At 61.7% G+C, this 7905-nt stretch carries 4 protein-coding genes; 3 read left to right on the plus strand and 1 reads right to left on the minus strand.

Annotated elements, in window-relative coordinates; all coding sequences use genetic code 11:
- Positions 1-232: 232 nt before the first annotated feature.
- Positions 233-1810, plus strand: coding sequence for a carboxylesterase/lipase family protein (locus EP30_RS07045; protein WP_219846800.1), 1578 nt, complete (start codon positions 233-235; stop codon positions 1808-1810).
- 199 nt (positions 1811-2009) lie between these two features.
- Here the strand turns inward: EP30_RS07045 and EP30_RS07050 are convergent, their stop codons facing one another.
- Positions 2010-3290, minus strand: coding sequence for an MFS transporter (locus EP30_RS07050; protein WP_140557295.1), 1281 nt, complete (start codon positions 3288-3290; stop codon positions 2010-2012).
- A 478-nt stretch (positions 3291-3768) separates the two neighbouring features.
- Between EP30_RS07050 and EP30_RS07055 the strand changes: the two genes are divergently transcribed.
- Together EP30_RS07055 and EP30_RS07060 are read left to right on the plus strand one after the other, a co-directional pair.
- A complete protein-coding gene (locus EP30_RS07055) occupies positions 3769-4389 on the plus strand; it encodes a TetR/AcrR family transcriptional regulator (protein ID WP_258185413.1) in 621 nt (206 codons plus the stop codon).
- Between the two features lie 273 nt (positions 4390-4662).
- Positions 4663-7323 carry an alpha-L-rhamnosidase gene (locus tag EP30_RS07060; RefSeq protein ID WP_140557299.1) on the plus strand — a complete coding sequence of 887 codons (2661 nt, stop codon included), beginning with the start codon at positions 4663-4665 and terminating at the stop codon, positions 7321-7323.
- Positions 7324-7905 lie beyond the last annotated feature (582 nt).

Raw genomic sequence — 7905 nt, forward strand, 5'->3', positions numbered from 1 at the left:
GTTTCACGTGAAACATGAAACAAGTTCTTTGACAAAATCGTTGTTGATCCGATATCGACCGAGAATCACAGTCGTGTTTCACATAGTCGTGTCTGGTTGAGTTCGTCTACGATTATCACGTGTTCCTCTATATGACGTATGACGGCAGCGCTGTCGTCAGTCGTGCCGCCGTTGATCGCGTCGGCACGGTGATCGTAGATGGTGGATACCGGCTCCACACAAGAAAGGAATCATGACTATGACATCAGCGTCGATGATTGCGTCGGCCACTTTGACAGCCACCACCGCGCTCCCCTATCACATGGCGCCCGTGATAGCCACTACGGGCGGCAAGGTGCAGGGCTATTGGCAGACCGGTTCGTCCGCGGCCTACCTCGGCATTCCATTCGCGGCGGCACCCGTCGGACCCCGACGATTCGCGGCACCGACAGCGCCTGAACCGTGGGATGGCGTCCGCCCGGCCATGGCGTACGGTCCCACTCCGCAGCGACGACCGTTCGGCAGTCCCATCGTCACGATTCCCGAACCATCGATTCCCGGCGAATCCACGCTCAACGTCAACGTGTTCACACCCGCGCCGAACGACCGCGACGCCCACCTGCCCGTCTATGTGTGGATCCACGGTGGCGGCTACTTCGCCGGATCCCCCGCATCCCCGTGGTATAACGGCCGCGCGTTCAACGCCAGCGGTGTGGTGACCGTGACCATCTCGTACCGACTCGGATTCGACGGCTTCGGCTGGATGGACGGGGCGCCGCTCAACCGTGGTCTACTCGACCAGATCGCCGCACTTGAATGGGTGCAGGACAACATCGTCGCGTTTGGCGGCGACCCCGACCGCGTGACGATCGGCGGTCAGTCAGCCGGCGGCGGCAGCGTGCTCGCCCTGCTCGCCTCGCCGCGCGCGCATGGACTGTTCCGCGGTGCGATCAGTGAATCCGGTGCGTTCGGCACGCCCACCGCCGAGCAGGCGGTGGCTGGCGGGCGTGCGCTCGCCGAGCGGATCGGCGTGGAACCTACGCGCGAGGCGTGGCTCACGGTCGGGGCCGAGACGATTCTCGACAACGAGCGCGAAGTGAACCACGCCGAAGGTGTTCCCGGGAATGTCGTCGATGCTGATTCACTGATCGACGCCCTGCGCGGCGGATCGATCTGTGACAACGGCATGATCTTCGTGCCGGTGGCGGACGGCGACGTGCTGCCGGAAACGCAGTGGGATGCGTTCCGCAACGGCATGGGCTCGGACGTGGCGCTGTTCATGGGGTCCAACCGCAACGAATTCTCCTTCCCCATGCCGGGCGGGCCGTCACTGGACGACGTCTGCGCGGCACTGGCCAAGGCCGGGATTTCCGAGAAGCCGATCCGACGGTTCGCCAATGGTGTGCTGCGCATCGGCGAGGATCGCGTCGCCGGACAGTTCGTCACCGCGTGGACGTTCCGCGTGGGATTGGCGTATCTGGCCGCTCTGCGTGCGCGGTCGGGCGCAGGTTCGCGCACGTGGGCATACGACTTCGCGCAGATGTCGTCGATCTCGAACGTCAGCGCGCATTGCGAGGAGATTCCGTATGCGTTCAATCTGCTCGATGCGGAGAACGTGACCAACGTACTGGGCGCGGGCGCCTCGCAGCCGTTGGCCGATGCCATGCATGACACCTGGGTTCGTTTCATCACCGACGGTTCATTGACCTCGCCGAGCGCGGATGATAACGATGCATACGGTGCGCTGCGCTTTCAGGGCGGCGGTGCTTCGTATGATGCGGATGCGTACCGCTTTGAGCACGAGGTACTATCCGCCGCCGGCGTGCTGTGACCGCTGTGGCCTGTGACCTATGGCCGCTCTACCTTAGTGTGATCACACTAGTGGTAACCATTGTTGCGTGAAAAGGCCCGACCGCTTGTGGCAGTCGGGCCTTGGGAAAGGGAGAAACAAGGAAAGTCTGGAGCGGTCGCCGTGCCGGGCGTTGCGGGACGTGTATCTTGTGGTGCCCGGTTCGGCGACCGCGGGTGGCCTACTTGGCCTTCTTGATGAAGAGGATGATCACGGCGCCGGCCATGACGGCCGCGATGGCACCCGGGAAGGCGAGGGCGTAGGAGCCGGTGGCGATCACGATGGACGAAGTGGCGATCGGGGCGATCACCTGGCCGATGGTGTTGGCCAGGTTGAGGATGCCCAGATCCTTGCCGGCATCGTCCGGGTTCGGCAGCACGTCCACGTTCAGCGCCTGATCGACGGCCATGTAGATGCCGTAGCCGACGGCCATGATGGCGGCGAAGATCAGCATGCTGGTACGCGTCGGGGCGAGCCATGGCACGACCAGACCGATGGCCATGATCGCGGAGGCGACGAACACGGGCAGCTTGCGCTTGCCGAGCTTGTCGGAGATCGGGCCGCCGGCCAGGGCGAAGATCAGGGATACGACCATGACGATGGATGCCATGGTGGACACGGTGGCCGCCGCATCCGTAGTGCTCAGGCCGATGTACTTCTGGCAGACGTAGAGCTGATACCCCATGATCATGTTGTATCCGAAGATCATGAGCAGACGGCCGACGAGAGCAAGGTAGAAGTCGCGGGCACCTTCGATCGGCGGACGGAACTGCATGACGATCTGCTTGACGCTGAACGATTCGCCTTCCTTGGCGACGGCGGGCTGTTCCTTCGGCAGAATGATGATGGTGACCACGCCGGTCAGCACCCAGATCACCACGCCGATGAGGAATCCGGGGCGCGGGTTGGTCACGAATGCGGCGCCGATGATCGCGCCGAGAGACTGGCCGACGATCTGGCCCACGCCGTAGAAGGCGGAAAGCGTACCGCGGATTTTCTGCGGAATGCGGTCGGAGAGGATGGCGACGCACGGGGCGATCATCATGTTCAGGCCGACCTGCAGCACGGACCACCATGTGACGATGCCGGTGAGCGTGACGGCGGTGGACGTCATGTAGTAGGCGATGCCGGCGATGATGCCGCCGGGGATGATCCACGGGGTGCGCTTGCCGAGTTTGCCGTGGGTGGCGTCGGACAGCGCGCCGAAGACCACGTTGGAGATCAGTGCGAAGATGATGCCGATGGAGTTCATCGAGGCGAGGATGGCCTCGGGGGTCATGCCGATGTTGAGATCGTTGAAACGGTTCGGCAGCAGCACCGACGAACCTGCCGAACCGGCCATCATCCACATGATGTTGAAGATGATGAAGCCCGCGGCGAAGCGGATCATCTGGGATTTCGGCATCGGTTTGCCGGTGTCGGGCGCGATGTCGTCGGCGATGGCGACGGTCTTCTCTTCCATGACAACACCTTCCTTGGCGTATATCGGCGTCTGGTACGCCGGTGCGGATATAGAGATGGTTCCCTATGGCCTATTGACTGGTTTATTCCGATATCAACTTCATTGTTCCGGTGGGTATTTGGTGGTTATCACCAGATAACTTATAAGTTAGTGTGAAGTAACTTATGTGTCAATTTCGTTGAAAAATGAGGCGTGTTGAAAAAATTGTGAGCGTTGACATGACGGCGGGCGCCATGCGAAGGCAATTCCTTAGTGTGATCACACTAACGTGGGTTGGTATGAAAGGAATGGCTTGATTTGGCGGTTTTGGGCTCATGGGCTTTCCTTAGTGTGATCACACTAGCGGAATGGTGGTTGAGGGTAATTGTGAAAATGTGCGGTTGCGTTCGGTTGCGTGCGATGCGCATGGTGGGTCTCGGGTACCATGAATGCTCGGTTGCGGACGTGCGGTTCGGAACGGCAGAGGAAGGTGGGGCAGATGGCAGGAGCAAAGGGAACCCCGCGCATGAGCGCCGAGGACAGGCTCGAGCAGATCCTTGACGTGGCTGTGCGTCTCATCGGGGAAAAGGGCTACAACGGCTTCTCGCTGCAGGATGTGGCCAGCGAAATAGGCGTCTCGCAAACCGCGGTGATCCATCGAATCCTCAACAAGCAGAACCTGCTCATGCTGGTGCTGCAACGCTACTACGACCACACCGGAGCGGCGAACCAGTATCTGGCGCAGTTCAAACCCGGCGGGCCTCGTGAAGGCGATCGTCCGCGCATTCCCGAGATAATGCGGGTCACGGTCGAGCAGAACTCGAAACAGCCGGAACTGGTGCGGCTATTCGAAATGCTTAACACGGAATCAATGTATCCCGGTCATCCCGCACATGACTACTTTGTCCACCGCACGCAAGACATCTCCGACGGCTACTACAGCACTGACTGGCTGGTGCCCGACGGCGTGGACGGCCATCTGGTCTACATGCTGGCATACGCGGCCATGTATGGCCTGGAGGGCCGCTGGCTCGCCAATCCGGAGATTGACTATCCCGCAGAATGGCAGCGCTACGCCGACTACCTATTCCCCTCCCCCGTCTGGGACGGCTACCGCTGATCCGTTGATGGTCCGGCGTGTCGTCGATTCGGCGACGGTTATAGTGGGTCTCAACTTCATTGCTCCCCATAATCCGCTGATTCACGACCGGTCATGCCGGGATATCGTCATGTCGACGCTGGTTGTCGTCATCGTCATGTTCTGCTGACTGTGATCGTGCGGATAGGCGGATAGACGTATACGCAATACCGACGTGTGTGATTGCGAGTCGGACGACCCGATCATGCACGGGCCACGACGATTCCGTCGTAGTGCACAAAGGAGTGATGAGACATGACAAACGAATCCGAATCCTTGATATCCCCGGCTGGACAGACGATTTCTCGACTGCGCGTCGAACATTTCCATGGCGATACGATCGGTCTGCCGACCGGTACTCCACGTCTGTCATGGGACTACGAGACCGTGCCGCCGGCCGACTCGGAAATCGTGTTTCACGTGGAACGCCGTACGTTGGGTGCGACCGACCCTGTCGTACAGGAGACGCGCGTTCCCGCTGGTGACAACATCCTGTGCACATGGCCGTTTCCGGCGCTCGCATCCTTCGAATCCGCAATCGCCACCGTGCGACTCGTGAGCCGATCCGGTGAACCACTCTCTCCCGTATCCGAGCCGTTGCGATTCGAAACCGCACTACTGGAGAACTTCGATCATTTCGCCGACTTCGTGGGGCCGTCCTGGGCGGAGCCGGAAACCGATCACCGTCATCTGCCGCTTGTCCGCGCAGAAATCAGTCTGCGTGACAAGCCCGCCGCCGCCCGACTCACACTCACCGCACTCGGCATGGTCGAAGCGGAAATCAACGGCGTCCGCATCGCCGACGATGCGCTGCTGCCAGGCTGGACCGTCTACTCCGATCGTCTGGACTGCTGGACCTTCGACATCACCGACCGACTTATCGCCGGAGCGAACGCGCTCGGCTTCTGGCTGGGCGACGGCTGGTGGCGTGGCCGTCTCGGATTCGACGGCGGATGGGTCAACTTCTACGGCGACAAGATCGGCGTGGCCGCGCAGATCGACCTCGTCTACCCCGACGGCGGCACCGAACGAATCCTCTCCAACTCGTGGGACCGTACATGGAAGGTCACGCCCGGCCCGATCGTCTGCTCAGACCTCTACGAAGGCGAACGGTACGACGCCCGACTCGAACAACCCGGCTGGTCCATGCCCGGCTTCGACGATTCCTCATGGAAGCACGTCGCCGAAGTCCACTACGACACCGCCAAACTCGTCAACGCCGAACTGCCGCCTGTGTCGCCCATCGAACGCGACGAACCCGTATCGATCACCAAACGGGACGACGGCAGCTGGCTGATCGACTTCGGACAGAACTGCTCGCAGCGCATGCGCGTTCACATGCGTGGACTCGACTCCGGCGACGTCGTCACCATGCGCCACGTGGAGGTTCTCAACCCCGACGGATCGCTCGCCACCCGCACCCTGCGTCGCGGACAGCAGTGTGATGTCTACACATCCAACGGCACCGACGCCTGGTGGGAGCCGCGCTTCGCCATGCACGGATTCCGCTACGCCAGCATCGAAGGATACAAAGGCGAACTCACCGTCGACGACATCGACTGCCGCGTCTACCACACGGACATGGAACGCGCCGGATGGTTCGAATGCTCCGACCCGATGATCAACCGACTGCACGAAAACGCCGTATGGTCCATGCGATCCAACTTCGTCTCCATTCCCATGGACTGCCCGCAGCGCGACGAACGCATGGGCTGGACCGGTGACATCTCCCTGTTTGCTCCCACCGCAACCTACCTGTACGACACGCAAAGCTTCCTCGCCAACTGGCTCGAAGACGTGCGCGGCGAACAGTTGCGATATGGCACCATACCGTTCTACGTGCCGTTTGTACCGCTCGGCGTATGGGCGCAAAGCGCGGCCATCGCCATCTGGGGCGACGCCGCGGCCACCGTTCCGTGGGCGCTCTACATGGACGGCGGCGACACGGACGCGTTGCGCCGCACCTATCCGCTGATGACCGCGTGGATCGACGAGGTCGCCGGATACCTGTCCGACGACGGAGTGTGGGATCGACGACCGGAATTCGCCATCGGTCAGCTCGGCGACTGGCTCGACCCGGCCGCCCCGCCGGACAACCCCATGCTCGCCATGACCGAAAAGGAACTCGTCGCCACCGCGTTCTTCGCGCAAAGCTGCCGGATCGCCGCCGACGTGGCCAGCGTACTGGGCGAGCCGGCCGACGCCATTCGATTCGGTGAACTCTACGATCATGTACGCGGAGGATTCATCGGACGATACGTCGGCGAGAACGGCATCATGACATCCGACACCCAGTGTGCGTACGCGCTCGCCATCGCGCTCGGTCTGCTTGACGACGACGATGCATTGCGGGCGGCGGCCGGTGATCGTCTGGCGCAGCTGGTGCGCGAATCCGGTGGCAAAGTGGCGACTGGCTTCGCCGGCACGCCATACGTGCTGCCTGCGCTGAGCCGTACCGGGCATGACGACGAAGCGTATGCGCTGCTGCTGTCCACCGAATGCCCGAGCTGGCTGTATCAGGTGAAGATGGGTGCCACCACCACATGGGAACGCTGGGATTCGATGATGCCCGACGGCACAGTGAACCCTGGAGGCATGACATCGTTCAACCATTACGCGCTTGGTTCGGTGGCGCACTGGCTGCATGCACGGATCGGCGGACTTGAGCCGGTCGAGCCGGGCTGGAAGCGGTTCCGCGTGGCCCCCATGCCCGGCGGCGGTATCACCCACGCCTCCACATCCCACATGACGCCATACGGCCTGGCCGCCTGCTCGTGGAGTGTGAGCGACGGTGACGCCGGTCGCGTGATGACCGTGGAAATCGACGTGCCGGTGGGAACTACGGCTTCCGTGGAGATCGGCTCCACCCCTCAGGATCTCCCAGCCGGTCACCACACCCTCACCTTCCCGTTCTGACGTAAACGGTTGATCTGGGTATAACCGGGTAGGTTAGGGGCGGAAAAGAGGTTGCTGGTGACATGGTTTTACCCAGAGCCGACCGTCATGACCTTGTTTGACCCGGAACCTTGTCTGGTTTGACCCAGATTGTCGGGATGGGACGGTTGTGGGCGCGGAAAGGTGTCTGGGCTTGGGGTGGAGGGATGGGTGTGGATCGACACACTCGGGCCGTTTGGCCTCGCTCCGGCGATTTGATTGCAGAGCATATCAAATCGCCTCCGCTGATACAGTCGATCCACACCCATCCCTCCACCTCCGCTCGTCCCGTCCCCCTGCCCTCTGCGCGGCCTTTGCGTGCTGGGTGTATTCCCTGATGTGTTTAGCGGGTGGGTTGGGCATGCTGTTCCAGATCGTAAAGACTCGGCCTGAGCGGCCCGGAGCGTATCGGGAACGGCATACCAACCCACCTGCGAAAGCCCTGTCCACGCCCGAGTCGCACTGCCATCACCTGCGTTCTGGGTCGAGCCGGACAAGAATCTGGGTATAACCGGGTCATGAGGACTGGCTCTGGGTATAACCGGGTCACCAGCACCTTCTTTT

This window comes from Bifidobacterium sp. UTCIF-39 (assembly GCF_006408715.1).
In the GTDB taxonomy this organism is placed as follows: Bacteria; Actinomycetota; Actinomycetes; order Actinomycetales; family Bifidobacteriaceae; genus Galliscardovia; species Galliscardovia tissieri.